Origin of the sequence: Streptomyces sp. NPDC058086 (genome assembly GCF_042885015.1) — a bacterium.
GTDB lineage: Bacteria > Actinomycetota > Actinomycetes > Streptomycetales > Streptomycetaceae > Streptomyces.
Window position 1 is genome coordinate 1 of sequence record NZ_JBHVST010000108.1, and the last position, 21976, is coordinate 21976.

Sequence of the window (21976 nt, forward strand, 5' to 3'; positions counted from 1 at the left end):
CTCGGGTATGGGGCGGCGCAGCGCCGACGAGCGGGGCCCCGGTCACGTCGGCAACCCCGGCACCGGGCACCGGCCTCAGGACGGTGTCGCCCCGCCCGCTAGGCGGTCACCGGCTGGAGCTTGGCGCGGAAGTGCCGCAGGATCGGGGACTGTTCCACGATCCGGTAGCCGTGCACGGAGTCCGCGTTCTTGGCGATGTTCTCCAGGGTTCTGCCGACGTGGTCGTAGTGACTGCGCGTGTAGACGCGCCGCGGCAGCGCCAGCCTCACCAGCTCGTACGGCGGGCTCTTCACCGGGTTCCCGTCCTCGTCCTCCTCGCCGAGGTACAGCGAACCCAGTTCGGCCGACCGGATGCCGCCCTCCAGGTAGAGCCGGCAGGCGAGCGCGTGCCCGGGGTACTGGTGGGGAGGTATATGGGGCAGCAACCGGCCCGCGTTGAGGTAGATGGCGTGCAGACCGGGCGGCTCCAGGATGTCCACGCCGGCGGCACGGACCCGCTGGGCCAGGTGGTCGGCGCTCTCCGCCCGCTCCGCGAGGTAGGAAGGTTCGGTCACCTCCTGGAGACCCTGGGCGATCATGTCGAGGTCGCGTCCGGCCAGCCCCCCGTAGGTGGGAAACCCCTCGGTGGCGATGAGGAGGAGTTCGCACTTCTGGGCGAGTTCCGGATCGTTCAGTCCGATGAAGCCGCCGATGTGGACGATGCCGTCCTTCTTGGCGCTCATCACACAGCCGTCGGCCAGACGGAACGCTTCTTCGGCGACCTGGCGCGGGGTGCGGTCCTTGTAGGCCGCCTCGTGCCGGGTGACCAGCCAGGCGTTCTCGGCGAACCGGGCGGCGTCCAGGATCAGGGGGACACCGTGCCGGCGGCAGAGTTCGGAGGTCCGCTTCAGGTTCTCCATGGAAACGGGCTGACCGCCACCACCGTTGTTGGTGATGGTCATGACGACCGCGGCGACACGCGAGCCGGTCGTCTCGGTCAGTCCCCGCTCCAGGGCCTCAAGGTCGATGTTCCCCTTGAAGGGCTCCGAGCTGTCCAGGTTCCGCGCCTCGGCGCAGGGCAAGTCGCGGGCCACACAGCCCGCCAGCTCCACATTGGCGCGGGTGGTGTCGAAGTGCGTGTTGGACAGGACGGTGTCGCCGGGCTTGAGGAGGTTGGAGAACAGGAGTCGTTCCGCCGCGCGCCCCTGGTGGGCCGGCAGGATGTGGCTGAAGCCGGTCAGTTCCGCCACCGTGTCCCGGAAACGGTAGAAGGATCGCGAGCCCGCGTAGGACTCGTCACCGGCCATGCCCACGGCGAGCTGCGCCGAGGACAGCGCACCGGTCCCCGAGTCGCTCAGCAGATCGATGGTCACCTCCTCCGCGCGCAGATCGAACAGGTTGTAGTGCACTCGTTCGAGTGCCGCCTTGCGCTGCTGAGGGGTCGTGAGCGGGATAGGTTCGACGACCTTGATCCGGTACGGCTCCATCCTGATTTCTGCTCCTGCCTTTCCGTTTCCTACTGAGTGGAGGATCTCGCGCGGCTCGGTACCCGCCGTGCGATGGGGGGAGAACGTCTGATGGGGCGGCTGGGCCGGCAACGGCGGCCGTACCGCGTACGCCTCCGAGGAGATGTACGCGGTCACCCGGGGCGGTCGGCCACGCTCGTACACCAGCGCCAGATAGGCGATGAGCCCCACGCCGTCGTGCAGCAGCCGCGAGGTGACGGTGGCCAGCGACCGGTCGAGCGCCGCGGTGTCCATGCCGTGTCGGCGCAGCACGGCCACCGCTCGCGCATAGGCCTCCCCGTCGTGCCGGACGTAGTCCCTGACCGGCACGTGGAGGGTGAAGCCGCTGGGCAGGCCGGTCCCGGACTCCGTGAAGGAGTGGCAGGAGAGCACGGGGCGCCCCTCCAGCCGTACGCCCTTCCCGGCGCCGGAGTGCGGCGGCGGGCTGTCTAGACCCGCCGCGACCCGCAAGAACTCCCGTACGGTCTCGGGCCGTGGGCCGGGGTCCGTGCGGGGCAGCTCACCCGCGTCGGCGGCGGCCAGGTTCCGATGGGTGACGTAGACCTTCACCCGGGGTGTCTCCCAGTCCCCGAGGTCGAGGGCGAGGAACGGATAGCCGTCGGCCTGGGGCAGCGCGGCGAACGCCTGCCGGTGGCCGAGCCTGTCCAGTGCCTCACGCACCGTCTCGGCGGCCCGATCCGCCCCGGACGCCGCCGGGTTCAGATAGACCTTGACCTTGGGGACTCCGCCGGGCCGCAACTCCAGGGCCAGCCACAGCGCCAGCGGGCCCTCGGGGACCGGCGGGAAGAACAGGTCCTCCAGCCGGTCGAGTTGGTCGGTGGCGAAGCCCCAGCGCTCCGCCATGGCCCGGACCACACGCAGTCCGACGCGCCCGTTCTCCGCCAGGCCTGCGGCGCCGTATCCCGGTTCCAGCAGCACACGCAGGGTCGGGGGCGCGTCCGGCACGAAGGCGAGGGAGTACTCCACCGGCGTGTGGTCGTCGGACAGAAAACTCGGGTAGGACGGCGGTTCGTCCAACGGACGTTCCGCGACCGGACCGAGACACTCGGTCAGGACACGCGCGTAGATCTCGCCGTCGGACGGTTCGAGACCCATGGCTTGGCACAGTCGGAGTAACTGGTCGGCCACGTAACCGCCGAGCGGTTGGGTTTCCGTGACCGGTCCACCCCCTGCACGGGAGGTGATCATCGGCCCTCCCGGCGGGTGGGCCCGGGAAGGAGGGCAAAAAGATACCCGCCTGTGCGGGCGGGTATCTCGCCATCCGGCGTGTGTGGTGCGACGGGTATGGCGCGGGGGTCGAAGCTCCCTTGGGAGGTCCCCCGTCGGGGGCGGAGCGTGGCTGCGCAGTGCTGTGCTGAAGTGGCGTCGGTGGTCGAGGGCTCCACGACACCTCCTTAACTTGTGATCAACACGATTGCCGCGCTCTTCCCTACCCCTCCAGTTGAATATTGATGCAGTGCGAGGATGTTGGCAGCTGTTGCGTATCTCACGCCTTCCACCAGGACAGGAACGAACTCCACAGCCCGCCACGCTCCTGCCGGCCCTGCGCACCTCCTTGGTCGCTGCGCGCCGTGGTCTCCGGGCGGTGCTGCGGGTCGGGCTGCCGGGCGGCCCGTACGGGGGTGAAACGGGCCGGAAGCGCGGCCAGCGCCCGGTTGAAGGGACCCGGACGCCAGGTCAGACTGTCCTCGGGTACGGCCAGTTCGACGTCCGGAAGCCGGTTGAAGAGGTTCTCGATGGCCGTCACGGTGATGAGCCGGGCGGGGTCCTTGGCCGGGCAGGCGTGCGGTCCCGCGCTCCACGCCAGGTGGGAGCGGTTGCTCGATGCGTGCCGGGACGCCGCGAGCGCCGGGTCGCTGTTGGCGGCCGCGAAGCTGACCAGCACGAGGTCGCCCGCCGCCAGCTTCTGTCCCCCGAACTCCATGTCGGCCGCCGGGTAGTGCGGCGCGTAGTTCGCCATGGGCGGGTTCTTCCACAGCGTGGTGTCGATGGCCTCTTCGATCAACCCGCCCGCCGCGTAACGGTCGTTGGTCAGCAGCAGGTGCAGGGTGTTGGAGATGAGGTTGCGCAGCGGCTCCGCGCCGGCGCCCAGGAGCAGGACGAGCTGGTGGACCATCTCCTCGTTGGTCAGGCGTGCCTGATGCTGCATCAGCCAGGAGGTGACGTCGTCGCCGGGCCGGGACCGCTTGAGGGCCACCAGCTCGCCCACGGCCTGGCCCAGTACCTCGTTCGCCTTCTCGGCATTCACACCGTCGAAAATGCCGGATATACCGAAGAGGACCCGGTCGCCGATCTCCGCGGGGCAGCCGAAGAGTTCGTTGAACACGAAAAGCGGCAGCAGCTTGGCGTAGTCGTTGAGCAGATCGGCCGAGCCACGGGTGTGGAACTGGGCGATGAGGTAATTGGAGACCCGCTCGGCGCTCTGGCTCAACCAATGCGAATCGACACGCGCGAAGCTGTCCGTTATCGCCTGCCGCAGCCGCATGTGGTCGGCCCCGTCACTGAACATGGCGTTGGGCCGGTACACCAGAAGCGGAAGCACCGGACTGTCCGGACTGATCTCACCTTCGTTGAAATCCCGCCAGCGGCGCGAGTCCTTCCGGAAGGCACTCGCGTTCTGGAGCAGTTGGAGCGCCGCCGAGTAATCCGTGACCAGGGTCGCCTCGACACCGGGGGCGAGTTCGACCGGAGCGGTCGGCCCGTAGTGACGCATGTACTCGTAATAGGCTTGCGGATCGGCCGCGAACTCCGACCCGTGCAACGGCACCGGCTCACCCGTGGCATGAGCCGGGCAGCCGGGTGGTGGCACGGGGGCGGGGGATTCAGTGTTCATGCTTGCTCCTAGCGGGCACGGTCCTGCAGATAGTGAACGAGGGTGATCAGGGCGCTTGCTGATGAATTCTCGTCGCGAGCGTCGCAGGTGACGACCGGGGTGTCGGGGAGCAGGTCCAGCGCCTCACGCAGCGCCTCTTCGCCACGAATCGGCGTACCGTCGAAGTGGTTCACGGCAATGGCGTAGGCGAGTCCGTACTGCTCGATCAGGTCGATGACGGCGAAGGAGTCCGCCAGCCGCTCGGGGTCGACCAGCACGAGCGCCCCGAGAGCGCCGCGCGCCATGTCCTCCCACATCTGCACGAACCGCTGCTGGCCCGGCGTACCGAACAGGTACAGCACGACGTGATCACTGATCGTGAGGCGTCCGAAGTCCATGGCCACCGTGGTGGTGGTCTTGCCTCGGACGCCCTTCAGGTCGTCGATCTCCTCGGCGGCCTGCGTCATCGTCTCCTCCGTGGACAGCGGAGGAATCTCCGACATCGTCCCGACGAAGGTGGTCTTGCCCACCGCGAAGTGCCCGACGATCAGGATCTTCACGGCGGTCTGCGCCGCTCCACCTCGGACGTACGCCTTCTCATCCAAAACGGGCCCGGAGACCATCCAGCACCTCCTGAAGAATCTGCTCGTCGACCAGGCGGGCGCGCGCCACCGGCGCGCGCGTGATGAGGTAGCCGCCTTCGGCGAGGGCGTTGAGAAGGATCTTCACCACGCCCATGGGCAGGCGCAGGTGTCCCGCGATCTCGGCGACCGAGAGGTAGCCGCCGGAGCACATCTCCAGCAGGCTCTGTTCCTCCGGCGAGAGCCGGGCCGGCCGCTGCTGATGGTCGGCGGCCGCCGTGACCAGCGTGATCAGGGAGAACTGGTCGCCGTCGGGAAGGTCCCGGCCATTGGTGATGACGTACGGCCGCACTAACTCCGCGGCCTCGGGCTCCTGCCGCTCGGAATCGGTCACTGGCGTGCGCCGATGTTCTCGCGCGGCGGAGTCGTCAGCGCCTTGCCCAGCTGGCCGACGAGCTGCTGCATGCGGAAGGTGATCTCCCCCATCTCGACGTTGGGAGAGGCCGAGACCGCGAGGTACGCGCCGTCACCGGCGGAGATCAGGAAGACCCAGCCACCGTCGAACTCGACGAGCGTCTGCCGCCATTTCAGATCGGACCCGTCGCAGAAGAACCCGATCGAGCGGCTCAGTGACTGCACACCGCTCATCGCGGCGGCGACGGTGTCCGCGTGGTCCCTGCCGACCCCCTTCGAGGACGCCATCAAGAGCCCGTCGGCGGAGACCAGGACCGCGTGCAGAGCCCCGGGAATCTCCAGGACGCCGTCAAGCATCCATGACAGATCGTTGTTCACGAAACCTCATGCCCTTCGCTGCTTGCGTCATGTGCGTTGCCCGTGCGGCCCGCAGGCTCCGGGAGCGCGGCTCGACCGGACTGCGTGCCGCGCTGGAAGGCACCCATGATCGAGGCGGTCTCCTCTTCGGAGCGGATCGGGGTGCCCGTGGTCATGGGGGCGCCCGTGGTTTCGGAACTCGGCGGCACGATGGCCATGGCCCGCCTGCGGCGGCGCTTGGGAAGACCGTCGGCGGTCGTGGACGCGGCCGCGGCGGGTTCCGGGCCGCTCGGGTTCAGCGAGGGAACAGTGCTCACAGTCTGTGCTCGCTCCTTTGGTTGCGGCATGCTCGTGAGCAGCTCGTCCGGCAGCAGGACCACCGCTCGCACACCCCCGTAGGGAGAGGTCGAGTCGACGGACACCGTGAAGCCGTAGCGCTCACAGAGCACACCGATCACCGCGAAGCCGAACTGCGGGGGATTGCCGAGCCCGGAAACACCCGAGGCCCGCTCACTCGAAAGGAGTTTCGCCGCTCGGGCCTTCTCCTCCTCGTTCATGCCGACACCGGCGTCGTCGACGACGATGCAGATGCCCTTGGGCACGGCACGGACATTGATCTCGACACTGGTTTCCGGTGCCGAGTAGCTGGTGGCGTTGTCGAGCAGTTCGGCAAGGGCCAGCGCCACCGGTTCGACGGCCCGGTTGGTGACCGCGAAATCGACCTGCGAAAGAATTTCGACCCGCTGGAAGTGCCGGATCCTGCCCTGTGCGCTGCGGACCACGTCGTAAACCGACGCGACGTCACGCTGCCGTCCCAGCCAGCCTTCGCAGAGCACCGCGATGGACTGGGCGCGCCGCCCGAACTGCGAGTTCATGTGGTCGATTTCCAGGAGGTCCTGGAGAATCACCGACTCGCCATACTTGCTCTGCAGTTTGGAAATGGCCAACTGCTGTTCGGCGGCGAGACCCTGAAGCGTCCGCATCGCCGATTTGAGCGCGGTTCTCGTTGCTTCCTCGGCTTGCTCCTGAGCTTTCTTCACCGAGGCCGAATATTGGTTCTCAAGCTCAGCGTAGTGATCTCTGAGTTCTTGATTTCCCTGCCTTAAACTCCGCGCAGAACGCTTTCCGCGAATAATGGCGGTAGCTGCAAGCGGAGTACCAGCGATAAGAGCCCAGAGAGCCGGGTCCTGCATGTATTGCGTCATAAGACTCTCTTCAAGCGACTGACAGCCAGCTACTGAATTCCGTCAGCGCGGCGGGCCGACAGCCCACTGCGCAGGGTTTACCGTCCGGGCCACACGGTTGGCCAGAAGAGTCGTTTGGCCAGAAGAGTCGTTTTGTGCACATAGCCCGCTCGGCAAGTGCGGCGATCGTATCATCGCCCCAACTCATGACGGACCGTCAATATGAGGAGTACTTGCGAACATTGATGAGTAGTCAGATCCTCAACAACATCCGAAAAGGGGGCTCTGCGGCTTTCGTCAATCAGTGCCCGGAGTGGACATCGGGGGGCGGGTCCCGCCGAGCGGGCGCGGGGGGGACCCCACGCCCGCCGGGCTCGCGTTCAGTGCAGGTCGGCCGACTCCTGGCTGTCGTCGAGGAAACCGCCCGACTGGTGCTGCCACAGCTTCGCGTAGGCGCCTTCCGACGCGAGCAGTTCCTGATGCGTGCCCTGCTCGATGATTCGTCCGCGGTCGAGGACGACGAGCCGGTCCATGGTGGCGACCGTGCTCAGTCGGTGCGCCACGACGAGCGCCGTCCGGCCCTCCATGAGCCGCCACAGCGCTTCTTGTACGAGGATCTCGCTCTCGGAGTCCAGCGCGCTGGTCGCCTCGTCGAGCAGCAGGATCGGTGCGTCGCGAAGGATCGCCCTGGCGAGTGCGACCCGCTGGCGCTGTCCGCCGGACAGCTTGACCCCGCGCTCGCCCACCATGGTGTCGAAGCCGTCCGGCAACGCGTCGGCGAACTCCGTGACATGCGCCGCCTCGGCCGCGCGACGGATCTCGGCCTCGGTGGCGTCCGGCCGGGCGAAGGCGATGTTGTCCCGCAGTGTGCGGTGGAACATCGCCGGGTCCTGCGGCACGTAGGCCATCAGCCCGCGCAGGTCGGCCTGGCGCAGTCTGCTGATGTCCTGCCCTCCGATCAGGATGCGGCCGGAGTCGATGTCCGTCATCCGCAGCAGCAGTCGGGCCAGCGTGGTCTTACCCCCGCCGGACCGGCCGACGAGACCGATCTTCGCCCCGCTGGGCACCGCCAGGTCGAGTCCCTCGAAGAGCGGCTCCGCGCCCGCGTGGGCGAAGGTCACCCGCTCGAAGCAAACGTCGGCGGCCCGGGAGCGCAGCGATTCCGGCGACTCCGGGTCGAGCACGGTCGGCGGCTTCAGCAGCAGTTCGGTGAACTGCGCGGCCTCCGTCATCGAGCTCTCCAGGCGACGGTAGATCTGGTTGAACTCGAACATGATCCGCGTCGCGTTGCTGTAGTACGTGAAGGCGACGACGACCGCCTCGACGCCGTGGCTGCCTCCGCCGAGCGCGACCGCGAGCAGCAGGCCCAGCGCGTTGGTCAGCACGGACATCGGCGCGACCAGTGTGTCGATGCGCAGGTTGCCGTAGTCCCACGACCTCAGCATGAGCCGCCGCGAGGCCGCGACCCGGGACCGGTGCTCGGCGGCCTCGCGCTCCTCGGCGGCGAACGCCCGGACCGTGTCCATGTTCATCAGGCTGTCGGCGACATGGCCCGACACCCGGGCGATCGCCTCCTCGCGCTGGTCGACGAGTGCCTGACGGCGGCGGATGAGGGGCAACACGCACAACGCCGTCAGCGCGATCATCGCCAGGAGTCCGACGACGAGCAGCGGGTCGTAGCGCCACAGCACCACCGCCCCGAACACCAGCGGCACGAAGCTGCCCACGACCTGGAACGTCATCGTGTCGACGAACTCCTCGAAGCGGGAGGCGAAGCTCAGCACCCGCTTGGTCAGTGACCCGGCGAAGTTGTCGTGGAAGAACGCGGCGTCCTTGGCGAACAGCTCGTCCATGCCGATGACGTACAGCTGCTCGATGCCGAGGGCGTCGAGGCGGTTCAGGCAGTGCAGGCCGATGCGCCACAGCATCTCCGCGAGCAGCAGGACGCCGGCGAAGCCGAGAACGTACGGCAGCGCCGAGCCGATGGAGATGCCGGCGTCGCCGGCGATCCGGCCGACGAGCTTCGCGACGATCAGAGGCGCGACGTAGTTGATGCCGATGTTGCCGAGCGCCGGCAGCAGCATCGCGGGGGCCGTCAGCCGTCGGAGCCGGGCCAACTCCCGTCCGTAATAACGAAGGGCGAGGAGCACCGAGCCTTTGCCCGGTGAACCCTCGCGCGATTCAGGCGATCCCATCCCAACCCTGTGTTGTCGTGCGGCAGCCTGCCGCGTGCTTCTCCGGGGAGATTCCGTTGCCTCAGTGGCCGTGTGGAGCTTCGGTTTCGAGTGAGCGTGTTCGCTCGGGTCGTCCTCCGACAGGCGAGGTACGACGACGGGCCCCGCGCGGGCTCGTGGCGACACCCACGTGCGAGTACGGCGGGCCAGAAATCGCAGTGTCCCGCGAGGGCTCCCGCGCAGTCCAAGCGTTTTTATCGGCCAACGGCGCACGTCGCACGCCTGCTCGACTCATGCCGAACAGGCGTGCCCCTGATGCGCCCGACCCTCTTTTTCTGCGCAGCTCATTGATTGTACCGACCGTTAGGTCTATTTTACCGGTCAGCCGCACCGCCGCACACGAGAGGCACGTATCCACGTGGCGCTCGCAAGCCCCGGCCGCTCTCGCACCGGACGTCCCCCACGCCGCCTGGACCAGAGCCACTCTCTGGATCTCCGCTCACCCATGGAAGGCCGCCGATGCCCCAGACACGAACCTCTCCCCCGCAGGCCCCCGAGAGATCCCGCTCCACCACGCGCAACGTGCTCGTCGTCGTCGCGCTCGTGTGGACCGTCCAACTGGTCGCGCTCGTCGCCGCGTTGTCCGGTATCGCGCAGGCCGAGGTCGCCATCCACTTCCGGACCACGGACATCGCCTGGTTCACCCTGATGACCCTGCTGACCGGGACCTTCTTCCTGCCCTTCGCGGTCAAGGCCGCGGCTCTCTTCGGCAAGAAGCGCGTCCTGCTCGTCGCCACCGGTCTCGGTTTCGTCGGCGACCTGGTCGCCGCCTTCGCCACCGACTACCGCACGCTGCTGATCGGGCGCGGCATCGCGGGCGTCTACGCGGCCACCGCCCCGATCGCCTACGCGATCACCCGCGACGTGTTCCCGCGCCGCTGGGTGGGACTCGCCAGCGGGGTCCTCGCCGGCGGGGTCGGCCTCGTCGCCTTCGGCGGGCCGTTCCTGGCCGGCTGGCTCCTGGACAGTTACGGCTTCCGCGGCGTGCTGTGGTTCATGGCCATCAGCACCGCCGCGAGCTTCGTACTGGTGGCCGCCTTCGTGCCCGAGAGCCCGGTCCGCGAGGCGGGCGGCCGGATGGACTGGGTCGGCGGACTCCTTCTCGGCGGAGGAATCACGGCGATCGTCTACGCCGTCGGCGAGGGATCGCACTGGGGCTGGGGCAGCGGCAAGTTCGCCGCCTACACGGCCGGGGCGCTGATCACGCTGGTCGCCTTCGTGCTCGTCGAGCGCCGGGTCGCCGACCCCCTGTTCCCGCCGTCCATGACACGGCGTCGGCCGGTGTGGACCGTCCTGCTGGCCACCTCCGTGGCAGCCGGCTCACTCAGCGCCGTGGGCGTGGTGATGCAGATGCTGGTACTGATGCCCAAGATCCCCACCATCTCCGAGGGCCTGGGCTGGTCGGGGACCCGGAACGCCGTGGTCACCAGCCCGATCAGTGCCATGATCATCGTGGCGGCCGTCGGTACCGGTCTGCTCGTCCGCCGCGTGGACGCACGGATCCTCCTGGGTACCGGCTCCGCGCTCACGGTGCTCGGTTACGGCATCGGCACCCACCTGCACCACAACGCCGCGCAGATCGTGGAGATGGGCCTGATCGCGGGGCTGGGCACGGGCATGGTCGTCGCCGTCGTACCCATCATGATCATCAATGTGGTCACCCCCGAGGAACAGGCACTGGCCAACGGCGTCCAGACTCTCGGACAGGGCGTCGCACAGATCGTCGTCTCCCAGCTGGCCTTCGTCGTGATGGCGCAGCACGGGAAGATCCTCAAGGGCACCCAGTTCTACCTCGACACCGGCTTCACGAACGGGCTCTGGCTGGTCGTCGGATGCTGCGCCGTGGGCGCGTTGCTCGTTCTCCTGATCCCCAGGACCAAGCGCCTCGACGAGGCCGAGGTCGGCCAGGCGGCCTGACCTCGCGGTGCGGGGTATTTCACCATACGGGTCGGAACGCATCCTCATTCGGAACTCATTCGGAACTCATTCGGAACTCATTCGGATCGCGATATCGAGTAGACGGACCGGTCGATAAATCAGAGCAAATTCATTCGCCGACCAGACGGGTCGAGTTCACCGCCGCCCACACACCTCCATCCGTACGACCAGCCGCCTGAACAAAGTGCAGAAAAACCTACCCAAGCGGACTCACGCAAGCGGGACATCGGTAGCGAACCACCCGCCAGGGAGTTTCACCGCCCGCCGAAGAAGACGAAAGGAATGAGGCACCGTGACCGAGAATGTGGTCGGCACCGAGACGGCCGAGGCAACCCCGGAGTACCCCTCGCCCCGATCCGCCCAGTGCCCCTTCGCGCCGCCGCCGGGACTGCTCGACCTGCATGGCTCGGGCAAGTCCGTCGTTCGCGCGAGGACATGGGACGGCAGCACCCCATGGGTCGTCACACGCCACGCCGCCCTGCGCGAGATCCTCGCCGACCCACGGGTGAGCGCCGACATCGGTGGGCCGGGATACCCGCACACCACGGAGGCCATGAAGGCGCACGCCGCCGAGATGGAGCCGTCGATCAACAACACCGACGGCGCCGAACACTCCCGGTGGCGCCGGATGCTGACGAGCTCGTTCACCCGCCACCGCATGGAGAAGCTCCGCCCGGCGATCCAGCAGATCACCGACGACCTCGTCGACAAGATGCTGGCGGGACCCAACCCCACCGACCTCAACGCGGCCCTGTCCCTGCCCCTGCCGTCGCTGATGATCTGTGAACTGCTCGGAGTGCCCTACGAGGACCACGAGTTCTTCCAGGAGCACGCCGGCGTCACCAACGCACGGTTCAAGACACCGGAAGAGGCCGCCGAGACGACGAGGGAGCTGCGCCGCTACATCTCCGGGCTCATCGAGGCCAAGATGGACGACCCCGCCGAGGACGTCCTGTCCGACCTCGGCGCGCGCGTCAAGGAGGGCGATCTCAGCCTGGCGCAGGCCGCTCCCCTGGGACACATCCTGCTCGTCGCCGGCCACGACACCAGCGCCAACATGATCACTCTGGGCACCGCGCTGCTGCTCCAGAACCCCGACCAGCTCGCGGCCCTGCGCGAGAACTGCGACGACCCGAAGTTCGTGGCGAACGCCGTCGAGGAACTGTTGCGCTACCTCACCATCCCGCACCTGCTCGCACGACGAGCCGTTGTCGAGGACATCGAGATCGACGGCGAGACCATCCGCGCCGGTGAGGGTGTCATCGCGGCCCTGCCGGCCGCCAACTGGGATCCGCTGGCGTTCCCCGAGCCCGAGAAGCTCGATCTCGCCCGCCGGGCAGCGCACCATGTCGCGTTCAGCTGGGGCCCGCACCAGTGCATCGGGCAACAGCTGGCCCGTATCGAACTCCACATCGTGTTCAGCACCCTGTTCCGTCGGGTGCCGACCCTGCGGCTCGCGGTCGACGTCTCGGAGCTGAAGTTCAAGGAGGACTCGCAGGCATACGGCATCTATGAGCTGCCCGTCACCTGGTAGCTCCTGGAGGTCCGTGAAGGAGCGGACACGACAAAGGCCGTCTCCTCATCGCCGAGAAGACGGCCTCCGACCTGCTGTGAAGCTGGTCGGGACGACAGGATTTGAACCTGCGACCCCTTGACCCCCAGTCAAGTGCGCTACCAAGCTGCGCCACGTCCCGTTGCCCGTCTGACCTGGGGTTTCCCCTGGCCGAACGCGCACGGAAACAATACCGCACTCGGGGCGATGGTCGCGCATCCGTTTATTCGGGGCCGACCGGGGCGCGGGGTCACGGGGCCGCGTGGGGGAAGGCTCCGGGACGGCACTTGACCTGAAGTTTGATTGAGGTTGCACGATCGTCGGCATGACGATCACCGAGGCAGAACGCCACCACCAGTACCAGGACCTGCCCCGCCTGATGGGGCTGATGACCGGCGACGAGAAGCACGGACCCGCGGCGACGTCCACGCTGGACGCGCTCTGGGTGCTCTACGACCGGGTACTGCGGGTCGGGCCCGAGCGGATGGACCATCCGGAGCGGGACCGGTTCCTGCTCTCCAAGGGGCACGGGCCGATGGCGTACTACGCGGTGCTCGCAGCCAAGGGCTTCGTGCCCGTGGAGTGGCTGCCGGACTTCGGCGCGTACGACTCACCGCTCGGACACCACCCGGACCGGGTGCTGGTACCCGGCGCCGAGATCGGCAGCGGGTCGCTGGGGCACGGGCTGCCGATCGCGGTCGGCACCGCGCTGGGCCTGCGGGCGCAGGGGCTGGGCGAGCCCCGTGTGTGGGTGCTGATCGGCGACGCGGAACTGGACGAGGGCAGCAACCACGAGGCGATCGCGTACGCCGGGCCGGCCGGTCTCGACCGGCTGCACACCGTAGTGATCGACAACTCCTCCGCCAGCCATGCCCGGCCCGGCGGTATCGCCGCCCGGTTCGAGGCCGCGGGCTGGTCCGCCCTGACCGTCGACGGCCGTGACCACGAGGCGCTGTACTCCGCCTTCACCGCGCCCCACCCGGGTCGCCCGCACGTGGTCGTCGCCCGGGTCGAGCCCAAGTCCGCCTGAGACACCTGAGGCGTCTGCGGCACGTCAGGCACCTGAGGCACGTCAGGCATCTGCGGAGCCGGACGCTTCCCCTCTCCTCATCCCGTACGCCCTGAAAAGGAACCCCTTCCATGGACACCATGCGTGATCGTTTCGCCCCCGTCATGACACGACTGCTCGACGAGGATCCTCGGGTCGCGGTCGTCCTCGCCGAGATCGGCAAGGACGGCTTCACGCAAGCCCGGCGCAGGCATCCCGATCGGGTGATCAACGTCGGGATCCGCGAACAGCTCCTGGTCGGGGCGGGCGCGGGCCTGGCGCTGGCCGGCCTGCGGCCCGTAGTGCACACCTTCGCCAGCTTCCTCGTCGAGCGGCCGTTCGAGCAGGTCAAGCTGGACCTCGGACACCAGGACGTGGGCGCGGTGCTGGTGAGTGCGGCCGCGTCCTTCGACTGGCCCGCCGGAGGCTTCACCCACATGGCACCCGGCGACGTGGCCCTGCTCGACACCCTGGACGGCTGGACCGTGCACGTTCCCGGCCATCCGGACGAGGCCGAGGAACTGCTGCGGCAGGCGGTCGCCGCCGGGGACGACAAGGTGTACGTGCGGTTGTCCGTGCAGTCCAACGCGCAGGGCCTGCCGGTCGACGGGGCCCGTTTCCGTACCGTCCGGGAAGGGCGCGCAGGGGTCGTCGTCGCCGTCGGGCCGATGCTCGACGCCGTACTCGCCGCCGCGGAGGGACTCGACGTCACCGTCCTGTACGCGGCCACCGTGAGGCCTTTCGACGGGCAGACCCTGCGCCGCGCCACGGAGGCGGCGGGCACCGACGTCGTCCTCGTCGAGCCGTATCTCGCCGGTACGTCCACGGCCGCCGCGGGCGACGCGCTCGCCGACGTACCCCACCGTGTCCTCGGCCTCGGCGTCCGTCGGCGTGAGCTGCGCCGGTACGGAACGATCGACGAGCACCTGACCGCGCACGGCCTCGACGCGGGGTCCCTGCGGGAGCGGATCGGCGGCTTCCTGAGCGCCTCGGGCCGACCGCGCCCCTGAGTAGGCCCCCGCACGGACCCGCGCGGACATGCGTGTCAGTCGGCCCTCGGAAGTCCCAGCTCAGGGTGGGCGTCGAGCAGCCGGGACGGAGCCGCCTGGCGCCAGGAGTCGGCCAGGATGTCACGGAGTTCGTCGCCGTCCTCCAGGGCGGCGAGCCGGACCCTGACCCAGGCGAAGCCCGCCTCGTGGTCGGCGATCCAGAACTTGCCGGGCTCCGCCAGGACGAGTTCGTCGCGCTCCTCCTTGGGGCAGCGCACCGCGATGGAGGTCTCCTCCTCGGGCAGCGTGGCGAACATCTTCCCCGCGACCCGGAAGGTGGGCATGCTCCAGGCGATCTTCTCCGTGGTGTCCGGCAGGGAGAGGGCGGTACGGCGTACGTCTTCGGCATCCGGCATGGGACGCACCGTAGCCAATGGCACTGACATTGATATCGGCCGGCAGGTTCGGTCGCTCCCGGCTCCCCCGCTCGAAATGGTCGATGATTGAACCAGCTGCGATCGGATCGATACTGACCGTAATATTTTTCGAGCACCGGCTGCACGTTCGGGTCGCCCCGGACGCTTCATGGGTGGAGGCGGATGGTGCCTCTGGTGCCCGGGGTGGGGACAGGGCACCTTCGATCAGCACAGGTACAGGGGAGGACCCCGTGCAGCAGAGCGCTGCCGCGTGGTTGTTCGAGATCGCGCTTGGCTTGAGGGTGTTCGGCCCGGACGCCGTCCGAGGCTGCCGTCGGCTCCTGACGGCCGGCGTACGGATCGGCATCACCGGGCTGACCGGCACCCGCGCCCCGTCCCGCTCCGCCGAGTCGACCCGGGACGTCCCGTGAGCGGCGACGGCGGACCGGAGGAGACCGGCGGGGCAGTCGGAGCACCCCGGGTGGTGCCCATCGATCAGTGGGACCCCACCGCGCAGATGGCGTACTGGGGCTTCCACCTTCAGCGCCGCCAGGACTACATGCGCTACGCCTATCTCCAGCTCGGCTCCGACGCCGACGCGGAGGAGGCCGTGGACCTGACCTTCGACCAGGTCATGGACCGCTGGCCGCGGATGCTGCGGATGGAGAACCTGGAGGGCTACGCCTGGACGATCCTCAAGCGCCGCATCATCGACATGCACCGCAAGCGCCGGCGCCGCCCGGAGCTGATGGAGATCGCCGCCTTCGAGGCGGCGCTCGCCGACCCGGCCGAGGATCCGTACGACACGCTCACCGACGCCATCGCCCTGTACGTCGCGGTCGGCTCCCTGAGCGAGCGGCAGCGGGACGCGATCCTCCTCTACTACGGCATAGGTTTCACGGCCGCCGAAGCCGCCGTACTCATGGGCAACGAGGAGGCCACCGTCCGCTCCCAGCTCCGTACCGGACGCCGGCGCCTCGCCACCCTGCTCAAACTCCGCTGCCCGGATCACCCCGACGGGAAGAACCCCTGATGAGCACCCTGCCGTCCGACCGCCGCACCATCGACGAACTGTTGACCAAAGCGCGTACGCAGGATCGTTACGCCGGCTACGACCTCGCGGGCGCCGAAGCCCGTCTGCGCAGTCGGCAGGCGGCCCGGCACCGCCCGCGCACCCCCGATGCCGCGCTCGTCCGGGCCGTGTGGACCACCCCCGAGGACGACCGCACCCCGGACGCGGACCGCGCCTGGTGGGACCTGAACGCCGTGAGCCTGCTGGTGCTGTTCGGGCCCGACGCCGACCGTCATCTGAGCGAGTTCATCGACAGCCAGTACGCGGACAAGACCGGCGCCCTGGTCTTCGCGTGTCTGCTGCACGTGGCGGGCGACAGCAGCGGGGCGCGCTTCTGGTGGCGTTTCGCGGCCGGGGTCGGCCACCAGGTGGCCGAGTACTGCCTGTTCCTCGAACACGCCCACAGCGGTGAGTACCACGACGCCGACCACTGGCGCACCCAACTGGTGCGCGAGCACTTCGAGCCGACCTACATGTGCGGCGACCGCGTCACCGCGCCCCTGGTCAACCCGGCGTTCATCGACCACGTCCACCCGCATATCGCCCGCCCGCACCACCCGGAGATCGGCACCGTCCCGCTCCCCAGGCCGCCTCTCGTGAAGGAGCTGCGCCACCTCACCTCCCTGCTGTAGCCGCGGCCGGGAGCGGCGGCTCTTCACGCGCCGGGGACCGTCGCTCCCACCCGCTTGTAGAAGATCGTCGTCGGGCGCAGCTCGCCCGACGGCGTCGCCGCGTAGTCGGGTATCGCCCCGAGCCGGGTCCAGCCCGCGGAGCGGTAGAGGGACTCGGCGGGGCTGTCGGTCTCGGTGTCCAGGTGCAGGAGGGTGATTCCGGCGGTGGCCGCCGCGCGCTCGGCGGTGGTCAAAAGGCCCCGGCCGACGCCCTGTCCGCGGCCGTCGCGGTGCACCATCAGCTTCACCAGCTCGGCGCGGTGGCGGCTGTTGGGTTTGTCGGGGAAGACGAGGCTGACGGTGCCCAGGATCCGGTCCGCGGTGTGCGCCACCCACACGGCGAGGCGCCCGGCCGACACCGCGTCCACGCGCTCCTCCCACCAGGCGACGGCCGCCGCCCGCGCCAACGGGGCGTGGAAGCCGATCGAGGCCCCGCCCTCCACGGTGTCGATCAGCAGCTCGGCCAACTCGCCCGCCGAGGCACGAAGGCGCTCGGCGTCCAGCCGGGAGACGGTGGTCACGGCAGCACCACCACCAGCGCGTACCGTACGTCCTCGGGGCCGGGACACCGGAAGCGTGTGGGCCCCCACACCCGCAGCCGCAGACAGTCCCCGGCGTCGAGCCGGTGTTCGACGTCCTGCGCGGCCACCTCCAGCGTTCCGTCGAGGACCCAGATGTGCTGCTCCAGGCCGGGCACGGGAGGCCGGTCGTAGGCGATGTCGGCCCCGGCCGTGAGCCGCCCCTCGACCAGTTCGCCGCGCAGCCCCGCGTGCGGCGGGGACACCGATCGTCGTACGAATCCGGAGGCTTCGTCGGCCCAGACCGTCTGGTCGGCCGCCCGCACCACCGGGACGGGCTCCGCCTCGACCTCGCTGAGCAGCTGCGACATGGTGCGTCCGTAGACGGCGCACAGCCGGTTCAGGAGCGAGGCCGTGGGGCTGATCTCGGCCCGCTCGGCGCGGGACAGCGTGGAACGGCTGACCCCACTGCGCTCCGCCAACTCCCCCAGGGACCAGCCGCGTTCGGAACGCAGCTCGGCCAGCCGGGCGCCGAGCCGGATATCGACGGCATCGAGTCCCTCATCGTTTCCCATATTCGGGATGCTATCCCAGATACGGGTCAAGCCGGGGTGGCTCCGACCACTCCCCTCAGTCCACCGTCGCGGCCTCCGCCAGCGCCTCCAGCACCGGGCGGATCAGCGGATGCCCCTCCGCGCCCCGGCGTACGGCCGCGAAGACCCGGCGCGTGGGCGCGACGCCGTCGACCGGCCGGACCAGTACGCCCGTGAGGTCCATGCCGCGCAGGGCCGAGCGGGGCACCAGGGCGACACCCGCGTCGGCCGAGGCGAGGGCGACGACGGCCCGGAAGTCGTCGGAGGAGTGTTCGAGACGGGGTTGGAATCCGGCGTTCTCACAGGCCAGGACGACCACGTCATGACAGGGGTTGCCGGGGTACGGGCCGATCCACGGGTCCTTGGCCAGCTCGGCGAGCGGGACCTCGGCGGCGTCGGCGAGCCGGTGGCCGAGCGGGACAACCGCGTCGAAGGGCTCGGCGTACAGGGGCACGGGGGTCAGGCGCGGGTCGTCCGCGTCCGGGGCGCCCCGGTACTCGACGGCGACCGCGATGTCGACCTGCCGGTCGAGCACCATCGGCAGACTGGCGTCGCCCTCGGCGTCCTGGACGCGGACGTGGATGCCGGGTGCCGTGCGGGCGAGGCGGGCCAGCGCGGGGGCCACCACCAGGCCGATGCCGGTCGCGAAGGCGGCGACGGTGACCGTGCCCGCCGAGCCCGAGCTGTACGCGGCCAACTCCGCCTCGGCGCGCTCCAGTTGGGCCAGCACCTCGTTGGTGTGGCTGAGCAGGATCTCGCCGGCCGGAGTCAGCCGTACGCCCTTGGCACCGCGCTCGACGAGCCGGTGGCCGGTCTCCTGCTCCAGCGCGGTCAGCTGCTGGGAGACGGCCGAGGGGGTGAGATAGAGCGCGGCGGCCGCCGCCGTGACCGTGCGGTGGTCGGCCACCGCACGGAGGATGTGGAGCCGCCGCGCTTCGATCATGCGACCGATTCTCTCAGGTCACAGACGTCTTTCAGCCCTCGAGCTCCACGCGGGCGGACACGAACGCGTCGACCGCCCGGTTCACGTCCTGCGTCGAGTGCGCGGCCGAGAGCTGGACCCGGATCCGGGCCTGGCCCTGCGGGACCACCGGGTAGGAGAAGCCGATCACGTACACGCCGCGCTCCAGGAGGAGCTCCGCCATGCGTCCGGCGACGGTCGCGTCGCCGATCATGACAGGGGCGATCGCATGGTCACCGGGGAGGATGTCGAAGCCCTCCGCGGTCATCCGGGAACGGAACAGCGCGGTGTTCTCGGCAAGACGGATGCGCAGGTCGTCGGCCGACTCCAGCAGGTCGAGCACCTTCAGGGAGGCCGCCGCGATCACCGGGGCGAGCGTGTTCGAGAAGAGGTACGGGCGGGAGCGCTGGCGCAGCAGGGCGACGATCTCGGCGCGGGCGGCGACATAGCCGCCGGAGGCGCCGCCGAGCGCCTTGCCGAGGGTGCCGGTGATGATGTCGACGCGGTCCATGACGCCGTGCAGCTCAGGGGTGCCGCGGCCGCCGGGGCCGACGAAGCCGACGGCGTGGGAGTCGTCGACCATGACCATGGCGTCGTAGCGGTCGGCGAGGTCGCAGATCTCCTTCAGGGGCGCGACATAGCCGTCCATCGAGAAGACGCCGTCGGTGACGATCAGACGGCGGCGCGCGTCGGAGGCCTCCTTGAGCTGGGCCTCCAGGTCGGCCATGTCACGGTTGGCGTACCGGAAGCGGCGCGCCTTGGAGAGACGGATGCCGTCGATGATCGAGGCGTGGTTGAGGGCGTCGGAGATGACCGCGTCCTCGGCGCCGAGGAGGGTCTCGAAGACACCGCCGTTGGCGTCGAAGCAGGAGGAGTAGAGGATCGTGTCCTCCTGGCCGAGGAACGCGGACAGGCGCGCCTCCAGCTCCTTGTGCACCTCCTGCGTACCGCAGATGAAGCGCACGGACGCCATGCCGTAGCCCCAGCGGTCGAGGGCCTCGTGGGCGGCGGCGACGACCTCGGGGTGGTCGGCGAGGCCGAGGTAGTTGTTCGCGCAGAAGTTGAGGACCTCGCCGGGGCGGCCGCCCGCGGTGACGCTCACGGTCGCGGACTGCGGGGTGCCGATGACGCGCTCGGGCTTGTGCAGACCGGCGGCGCGGATCTCGTCGAGGGTGGTGCGGAGGTCGTCGCGCACGGAGTCGAACATGGGAAGGGCTCCTAGGGGGTTACGCGGTTCGGAGTGGCTCGTGCGGACGCTCACGCGCTCCAGTCGAGGATGACCTTGCCGCCGCGGCCGCTCGCGGCGTCCGCGAAGGCGGCCTCGTAGTCGCGGTAGTCGTAGCGGCCGGTGATCACCGGTGCGAGGTCGAGGCCGCCTTCGAGGAGGACGGACATCGCGTACCAGGTCTCGAACATCTCACGGCCGTAGATGCCCTTGATCGTGATCATGGAGGTGACGATCCGGGACCAGTCGACCGGGAACTCCTCGGCGGGCAGGCCGAGCATCGCGATCCGGCCGCCGTGCGTCATGTTGGCGATCATGTCGCGCATCGCCTCGGGACGGCCGGACATCTCCAGGCCGATGTCGAAGCCCTCGCGCAGGCCGAGGGCGCGCTGCCCGTCGGCGATGGCCGACTCCGCGACGTTCAGCGCGAGGCTGACGCCGATCTTGCGGGCGAGGTCGAGGCGCTCCTCGCTGACGTCGGTGATGACGACGTTGCGGGCACCCGCGTGCCGGGCCACGGCCGCGGCCATCAGACCGATCGGGCCCGCGCCCGTGATGAGGACGTCCTCGCCGACCAGGGGGAAGGAGAGTGCCGTGTGCACGGCGTTGCCGAACGGGTCGAAGATCGCGGCGACGTCGAGGTCGACCGGGACCCGGTGCACCCACACGTTGGCGGCGGGCAGGGCCACGTACTCGGCGAACGCGCCGTCGCGGCCGACGCCCAGGCCGACCGTGGCGCGGCACAGGTGGCGGCGCCCGGCCAGGCAGTTGCGGCACTTGCCGCACACGAGGTGGCCCTCGCCGCTGACCCGGTCGCCCGCCTTGATGTCGGCGACGTCGCGGCCGGTGTCGACGACCTCTCCGACGAACTCGTGGCCGAGAACGAGCGGCGTGCGGATGGCCTGCTGCGCCCAGCCGTCCCAGTTGCGGATGTGCAGGTCGGTGCCGCAGATCCCGGTCCTGAGGACCTTGATCAGTACGTCGCCGGGGCCGATCTCCGGTTCCGGGACGTCCGTCAGCCGGAGCCCGGGCTCCGCCTTCTCCTTGACCAGCGCCTTCAAGCTGCGGCTCCCGTGGTGAGGTCCCGGAGCAGGGCACGCCGAAGGGGCCCGTACCGGGGAGAGGGGTGATTTCCCGGAGAAATCTGCCGCACGGGGGCGCCGTTGGTCCATCGAGGATTTCTTAAGCGCTGCCGCAGCTTTCCTTCACGCCTCCGGCCAGGGCTTTCCTTCACGCCTCCGGCCAGGGCTTTCCTTCACGCCTCCGGCCGCGGGCGTCAGATCCCCCCGGTGTCCTCCCTGCGCTCGATCCGCTCGACCAGTTCCGCCGCCATCGACTTGATGGTCTCCAGGCCCGCCTTCCCCCACGGGCGCGGTTCGAGGTCGACGACGCAGATCGTCCCGAGGGCGATGCCGGTGTGGTCGATGAGCGGGGCGCCCAGGTAGGAACGGACGCCGATCTCGTCGACGACCGGGTTGCCGGCGAAACGCGGGTAGTCGCAGACGTCTTCCAGGACCAGCGCCCTGCGGCGGACCACCACATGGGGGCAGAACCCGTAGTCGCGGGTCATGTAGCGCCCGACGACCTTCACGGTGCCGTCCGGGGCGGCCGGGAGCGGCCGGGTGACCGAGACGTTTCCGTCCGGGGTGTGCAGGCCCGCGAAGAACTGCCGGTTCTCGTCGATGAAGTTGACCATCGAGTACGGCACCGCGGCGACCTCGGCGAGCCGGTCCGCGAAGGCGTCGAAGGCGGGTTCCGTGTGCTCCCCCAGGCCCAGTCGGCGCAGCCGCCTGACCCGGGCGGGGGCGTCCTTGTCGTCCGGGGTCAGCAGCAGACGACCGGCCGGGCGCGGCGGGTCGTAACTCATCTACGGGCTCCCTGGTGTGGGGCGGGCGTCATGGTGTGT

The 21976-nt window shown here is 69.3% G+C and carries 21 protein-coding genes and 1 tRNA gene; 7 read left to right on the forward strand and 15 right to left on the reverse strand.

The window, feature by feature from the left end; all coding sequences use genetic code 11:
* Nucleotides 1–98: 98 nt before the first annotated feature.
* The 7 genes from ACFVWD_RS47005 to ACFVWD_RS47035 all read right to left on the reverse strand — a co-directional run bounded on the left by ACFVWD_RS47005 (nt 99) and on the right by ACFVWD_RS47035 (nt 9048).
* Nucleotides 99–2600, reverse strand: coding sequence for a tryptophanase (locus ACFVWD_RS47005; protein ID WP_389604449.1), 2502 nt, complete (start codon nt 2598–2600; stop codon nt 99–101).
* Nucleotides 2601–2991: 391 nt separating this feature from the next.
* Nucleotides 2992–4338, reverse strand: a complete 1347-nt coding sequence (locus ACFVWD_RS47010; protein ID WP_389604450.1) for a cytochrome P450 — start codon at nt 4336–4338, stop codon at nt 2992–2994.
* Nucleotides 4339–4346: 8 nt separating this feature from the next.
* Nucleotides 4347–4940: an ATP/GTP-binding protein gene (locus ACFVWD_RS47015; protein ID WP_101402196.1), complete on the reverse strand. Its 594-nt coding sequence runs from the start codon at nt 4938–4940 to the stop codon at nt 4347–4349.
* Nucleotides 4915–5292: a DUF742 domain-containing protein gene (locus ACFVWD_RS47020; RefSeq protein WP_054232691.1), complete on the reverse strand. Its 378-nt coding sequence runs from the start codon at nt 5290–5292 to the stop codon at nt 4915–4917. The genes ACFVWD_RS47015 and ACFVWD_RS47020 overlap by 26 nt, the downstream gene beginning before the upstream one ends.
* The gene (locus ACFVWD_RS47025; protein ID WP_101402195.1) at nt 5289–5690 is read right to left on the reverse strand and encodes a roadblock/LC7 domain-containing protein; all 402 of its coding nucleotides are present in this window, start codon (nt 5688–5690) and stop codon (nt 5289–5291) included. Before ACFVWD_RS47025 ends, ACFVWD_RS47020 begins: the two co-directional genes overlap by 4 nt.
* Nucleotides 5687–6874, reverse strand: coding sequence for a sensor histidine kinase (locus tag ACFVWD_RS47030; protein ID WP_389604452.1), 1188 nt, complete (start codon nt 6872–6874; stop codon nt 5687–5689). The genes ACFVWD_RS47025 and ACFVWD_RS47030 overlap by 4 nt, the downstream gene beginning before the upstream one ends.
* Before the next feature lie 359 nt (nt 6875–7233).
* Entirely contained in the window at nt 7234–9048 is a 1815-nt protein-coding gene (locus tag ACFVWD_RS47035) for an ABC transporter ATP-binding protein (RefSeq protein ID WP_389604454.1), read from the reverse strand.
* 498 nt (nt 9049–9546) lie between these two features.
* On the opposite strand from ACFVWD_RS47035, the gene ACFVWD_RS47040 reads away from it, so the two are divergent.
* Both ACFVWD_RS47040 and ACFVWD_RS47045 read left to right on the forward strand, forming a co-directional pair.
* Nucleotides 9547–11004, forward strand: coding sequence for an MFS transporter (locus ACFVWD_RS47040; RefSeq protein WP_389604455.1), 1458 nt, complete (start codon nt 9547–9549; stop codon nt 11002–11004).
* Between the two features lie 313 nt (nt 11005–11317).
* Nucleotides 11318–12559 carry a cytochrome P450 gene (locus ACFVWD_RS47045; RefSeq protein WP_389604457.1) on the forward strand — a complete coding sequence of 414 codons (1242 nt, stop codon included), beginning with the start codon at nt 11318–11320 and terminating at the stop codon, nt 12557–12559.
* Nucleotides 12560–12642: 83 nt separating this feature from the next.
* Here the strand turns inward: ACFVWD_RS47045 and ACFVWD_RS47050 are convergent.
* Nucleotides 12643–12719: transfer RNA gene (locus ACFVWD_RS47050), tRNA-Pro, on the reverse strand.
* 183 nt (nt 12720–12902) lie between these two features.
* Between ACFVWD_RS47050 and ACFVWD_RS47055 the strand changes: the two genes are divergently transcribed.
* Nucleotides 12903–13607: a transketolase gene (locus ACFVWD_RS47055; RefSeq protein WP_389604459.1), complete on the forward strand. Its 705-nt coding sequence runs from the start codon at nt 12903–12905 to the stop codon at nt 13605–13607.
* Between the two features lie 110 nt (nt 13608–13717).
* On the forward strand, nt 13718–14635 hold the full coding sequence (locus ACFVWD_RS47060; RefSeq protein ID WP_389604461.1) for a transketolase family protein: 918 nt from the start codon (nt 13718–13720) through the stop codon (nt 14633–14635).
* A 35-nt stretch (nt 14636–14670) separates the two neighbouring features.
* On the opposite strand, the gene ACFVWD_RS47065 is transcribed toward ACFVWD_RS47060, so the two are convergent.
* Nucleotides 14671–15030 (reverse strand): MmcQ/YjbR family DNA-binding protein, encoded by a 360-nt coding sequence (locus ACFVWD_RS47065; protein WP_389604463.1) that lies wholly within the window; start codon nt 15028–15030, stop codon nt 14671–14673.
* 251 nt (nt 15031–15281) lie between these two features.
* Here ACFVWD_RS47065 and ACFVWD_RS47070 point away from each other — a divergent pair, with 251 nt between their 5' ends.
* From ACFVWD_RS47070 to ACFVWD_RS47080, 3 genes are read left to right on the forward strand one after another with little or no spacing between them, the layout of a single operon-like run.
* Nucleotides 15282–15461, forward strand: coding sequence for a hypothetical protein (locus tag ACFVWD_RS47070; RefSeq protein WP_389604464.1), 180 nt, complete (start codon nt 15282–15284; stop codon nt 15459–15461).
* Nucleotides 15458–16063, forward strand: coding sequence for an RNA polymerase sigma factor (locus ACFVWD_RS47075; protein ID WP_389604466.1), 606 nt, complete (start codon nt 15458–15460; stop codon nt 16061–16063). The genes ACFVWD_RS47070 and ACFVWD_RS47075 overlap by 4 nt, the downstream gene beginning before the upstream one ends.
* Entirely contained in the window at nt 16063–16734 is a 672-nt protein-coding gene (locus ACFVWD_RS47080; RefSeq protein ID WP_389604467.1) for a hypothetical protein, read from the forward strand. Before ACFVWD_RS47075 ends, ACFVWD_RS47080 begins: the two co-directional genes overlap by 1 nt.
* A gap of 23 nt (nt 16735–16757) precedes the next feature.
* Here ACFVWD_RS47080 and ACFVWD_RS47085 read toward each other — a convergent pair whose 3' ends face one another.
* The 6 genes from ACFVWD_RS47085 to ACFVWD_RS47110 all read right to left on the reverse strand — a co-directional run bounded on the left by ACFVWD_RS47085 (nt 16758) and on the right by ACFVWD_RS47110 (nt 21937).
* Entirely contained in the window at nt 16758–17294 is a 537-nt protein-coding gene (locus ACFVWD_RS47085; RefSeq protein WP_389604468.1) for a GNAT family N-acetyltransferase, read from the reverse strand.
* Nucleotides 17291–17866, reverse strand: a complete 576-nt coding sequence (locus ACFVWD_RS47090) for a helix-turn-helix domain-containing protein (RefSeq protein WP_389604470.1) — start codon at nt 17864–17866, stop codon at nt 17291–17293. Before ACFVWD_RS47090 ends, ACFVWD_RS47085 begins: the two co-directional genes overlap by 4 nt.
* A gap of 55 nt (nt 17867–17921) precedes the next feature.
* Nucleotides 17922–18827 (reverse strand): LysR family transcriptional regulator, encoded by a 906-nt coding sequence (locus tag ACFVWD_RS47095; RefSeq protein ID WP_168498276.1) that lies wholly within the window; start codon nt 18825–18827, stop codon nt 17922–17924.
* 31 nt (nt 18828–18858) lie between these two features.
* The gene (locus ACFVWD_RS47100; protein WP_389604472.1) at nt 18859–20052 is read right to left on the reverse strand and encodes a glycine C-acetyltransferase; all 1194 of its coding nucleotides are present in this window, start codon (nt 20050–20052) and stop codon (nt 18859–18861) included.
* Nucleotides 20053–20102: 50 nt separating this feature from the next.
* The gene (gene tdh / locus ACFVWD_RS47105; protein WP_389604474.1) at nt 20103–21131 is read right to left on the reverse strand and encodes an L-threonine 3-dehydrogenase; all 1029 of its coding nucleotides are present in this window, start codon (nt 21129–21131) and stop codon (nt 20103–20105) included.
* Between the two features lie 215 nt (nt 21132–21346).
* The gene (locus tag ACFVWD_RS47110; protein WP_389604475.1) at nt 21347–21937 is read right to left on the reverse strand and encodes a GAF domain-containing protein; all 591 of its coding nucleotides are present in this window, start codon (nt 21935–21937) and stop codon (nt 21347–21349) included.
* Between the last annotated feature and the right edge of the window lie 39 nt (nt 21938–21976).

What these genes read in the sequence shown, in the direction of transcription:
- ACFVWD_RS47005 (WP_389604449.1), bottom strand. Translation starts at nt 2,600, where the DNA reads ATGGGTCTCGAACCGTCCGACGGCGAGATCTACGCGCGTGTCCTGACC.
- ACFVWD_RS47010 (WP_389604450.1), bottom strand. Translation starts at nt 4,338, where the DNA reads ATGAACACTGAATCCCCCGCCCCCGTGCCACCACCCGGCTGCCCGGCT.
- ACFVWD_RS47015 (WP_101402196.1), bottom strand. Translation starts at nt 4,940, where the DNA reads ATGGTCTCCGGGCCCGTTTTGGATGAGAAGGCGTACGTCCGAGGTGGA.
- ACFVWD_RS47030 (WP_389604452.1), bottom strand. Translation starts at nt 6,874, where the DNA reads ATGACGCAATACATGCAGGACCCGGCTCTCTGGGCTCTTATCGCTGGT.
- ACFVWD_RS47035 (WP_389604454.1), bottom strand. Translation starts at nt 9,048, where the DNA reads ATGGGATCGCCTGAATCGCGCGAGGGTTCACCGGGCAAAGGCTCGGTG.
- ACFVWD_RS47040 (WP_389604455.1), top strand. Translation starts at nt 9,547, where the DNA reads ATGCCCCAGACACGAACCTCTCCCCCGCAGGCCCCCGAGAGATCCCGC.
- ACFVWD_RS47055 (WP_389604459.1), top strand. Translation starts at nt 12,903, where the DNA reads ATGACGATCACCGAGGCAGAACGCCACCACCAGTACCAGGACCTGCCC.
- ACFVWD_RS47060 (WP_389604461.1), top strand. Translation starts at nt 13,718, where the DNA reads ATGGACACCATGCGTGATCGTTTCGCCCCCGTCATGACACGACTGCTC.
- ACFVWD_RS47065 (WP_389604463.1), bottom strand. Translation starts at nt 15,030, where the DNA reads ATGCCGGATGCCGAAGACGTACGCCGTACCGCCCTCTCCCTGCCGGAC.
- ACFVWD_RS47080 (WP_389604467.1), top strand. Translation starts at nt 16,063, where the DNA reads ATGAGCACCCTGCCGTCCGACCGCCGCACCATCGACGAACTGTTGACC.
- ACFVWD_RS47090 (WP_389604470.1), bottom strand. Translation starts at nt 17,866, where the DNA reads ATGGGAAACGATGAGGGACTCGATGCCGTCGATATCCGGCTCGGCGCC.
- ACFVWD_RS47095 (WP_168498276.1), bottom strand. Translation starts at nt 18,827, where the DNA reads ATGATCGAAGCGCGGCGGCTCCACATCCTCCGTGCGGTGGCCGACCAC.
- ACFVWD_RS47100 (WP_389604472.1), bottom strand. Translation starts at nt 20,052, where the DNA reads ATGTTCGACTCCGTGCGCGACGACCTCCGCACCACCCTCGACGAGATC.
- ACFVWD_RS47110 (WP_389604475.1), bottom strand. Translation starts at nt 21,937, where the DNA reads ATGAGTTACGACCCGCCGCGCCCGGCCGGTCGTCTGCTGCTGACCCCG.